This is a genomic window from Streptomyces sp. IBSBF 3136, assembly GCF_036815105.1.
Classification (GTDB): domain Bacteria; phylum Actinomycetota; class Actinomycetes; order Streptomycetales; family Streptomycetaceae; genus Streptomyces.
The window spans coordinates 1-2236 of sequence record NZ_JAJSZC010000429.1 but is presented as its reverse complement, the minus strand read 5'-3'; the positions used below and the strand labels follow the sequence as shown (position 1 = coordinate 2236).

Genomic DNA, 2236 nt, shown 5'->3' with positions numbered 1-2236 from the left:
GTACACCGCCCTGGTGGACGGCGAGGACGGCCCGGGTGCGCGGGGTGCGGTCCTCCAGCCAGCTGTCGCAGTCGGGGGTGAGCGCTATCGCCGAGGGCGCGGGGACGTCGAGCCGGTCGGCGAGGTCGCGCACGAGCCGGTACAGGTCCGGGGCCGACTCCTCGGCGACCGGGACCGTCGGTGTCACGGCGGGCCGGGCACGGGCCACCACCAGGGCGATGCCGGCTGCGGCCAGCAGCACGACCACGGCCACCACGCCCACCACCCAGCGGGCGGTGTCCCAGCCCGGGCCGACGAGATGGCCGGTGGAGCCACCGGTCAGCAGGATCACCTCGGCGGCCGCCGGCAGCAGGGCCACGGCCAGCGCCCGGCCCCGGACGCGCAGTACGGCCAGCGCCCGCGAGCGCGCCGCCTGCGCGCCCAGCTCCACACCGATTCCGGTCATGAGCGGTTCCCACCCCCTCCCTGCCGATCCCGTGCTCTCCTGGCGTTGCTCACTCCCCCACTGTGGCACCCGCCACCGACATCGCAATGCCGGTGGGCCAAGTGCCGGAACGCTTGCGCCGCACCATAGTTGGGGCCCCGGCCCCCGTCAGCCGTATGGGGGATTGGTCACCCGATGGAATGGCCTTGGTCAGAGGTGGGTGACAGGCAGCAAAGATCAGGCCCCGGATTTTCGTCCGGGGCCTGGAGGACTCAGGGGCAGGTCAGGCGCCTGCCGCCCGGGCCGCGATGTCCGTACGGTGCTGGGAGCCGTCGAGGCCGATGCGGGCCACCGCCCGGTACGCCCGCTCGCGGGCCCGGGTCAGGTCCGCGCCGGTCGCGGTGACGGACAGCACCCGCCCGCCCGCGCTGACGACCGCGTCGCCGTCCCGCTTCGTCCCGGCGTGCAGGACGTAGGCGTGCGGGGCGTCCTCGGCGGCCACCTCGTCCAGACCGGTGATCGGGTCGCCGGTGCGCGGGGTGTCGGGGTAGTTGTGCGAGGCGACGACCACGGTGACCGCCGCGTCCTCGCTCCAGCGCAGGGGCGCCAGGTCGGCCAGGGTGCCGTTCGCGGCGGCGAGCAGGACGCCGGCCAGCGGGGTCTTCAGGCGGGCCAGCACGACCTGGGTCTCGGGGTCGCCGAAGCGGGCGTTGAACTCGATGACCCGCACCCCGCGCGAGGTGATCGCGAGCCCGGCGTAGAGCAGACCGGAGAACGGCGCGCCACGGCGGCGCATCTCGTCCACCGTCGGCCGCAGCACCGTCTCCAGCACTTCCTCGACCAGCTTCGGGTCGGCCCAGGGCAGCGGCGAGTACGCGCCCATGCCGCCGGTGTTCGGGCCCTCGTCGCCGTCCAGGGCGCGCTTGAAGTCCTGGGCGGGCTGCAGCGGGACGACGCTGACGCCGTCGGTGACGGCGAACAGGGAGACCTCGGGCCCGTCGAGGAACTCCTCGATCACCACCCGCTCGCAGCCGGCCGCGTGGGCCTTGGCGGCCTCGATGTCGTGCGTGACGACGACACCCTTGCCGGCGGCCAGCCCGTCGTCCTTGACGACGTAGGGGGCGCCGAACGCGTCGAGCGCCTCGGCGACCTCCGCCTCCGTCGTGCACACGTACGAGCGCGCGGTCGGCACGCCGGCCGTCGCCATCACGTCCTTGGCGAAGGCCTTGGAGCCCTCCAGCAGCGCGGCCTCCCCGGAGGGGCCGAACACGGGGATGCCCGCCTCGCGCACGGCGTCGGCCACACCGGCGACCAGCGGGGCCTCCGGGCCTACGACGACGAGGTCGGCACCGAGGTCGCCGGCCAGCGCGGCCACGGCCTTGCCGTCGAGCGCGTCGACCTGGTGCAGCTCGGCCACCTCGGCGATGCCGGCGTTGCCGGGGGCGCAGTACAGCGCGGTGACGTCGGGATCGAGGGACAGGGAGCGGCACAGGGCATGTTCGCGGGCGCCGCTGCCGATGACGAGGACCTTCACGGGGTCAGCCTAATGGCAAGGTCGCCGAAGACCGGGGGCCGGGGATCCTGTGGGTTCCTACGAACGCGGCTTTCGGGCCCCGCACCGTCGACGCGTACCGTCGATGGGCGCCGCCCGCGACGCCCCTACTCGTTGGTGAACTCCTCCACCACCGTCGCGCCCAGCTCCCGCACGATCAGGTCGTGGCCCGACAGGGCCGACTCGTCGAGGTCGGGATCGTCGTCTTCGGGGATGTCGTCCTCGGGGGCGACCGGGGGCGGCTCCGGCGGGGCGGACCG

Annotated in this window: 1 protein-coding gene and 2 pseudogenes; all 3 read right to left on the bottom strand. The window is 74.4% G+C overall.

Features of this window, described 5'->3' with window-relative positions; genetic code table 11:
• A pseudogene (locus tag V7E45_RS39895) lies at nucleotides 1–445 on the bottom strand (hypothetical protein); the annotation flags it as partial.
• Between the two features lie 262 nt (nucleotides 446–707).
• Complete coding sequence (purD, locus tag V7E45_RS39890; RefSeq protein WP_333779188.1) at nucleotides 708–1958, bottom strand: phosphoribosylamine--glycine ligase; 1251 nt, start codon at nucleotides 1956–1958, stop codon at nucleotides 708–710.
• A gap of 125 nt (nucleotides 1959–2083) precedes the next feature.
• Nucleotides 2084–2236, bottom strand: a pseudogene (locus V7E45_RS39885) (DNA polymerase III subunit gamma/tau); the annotation flags it as partial.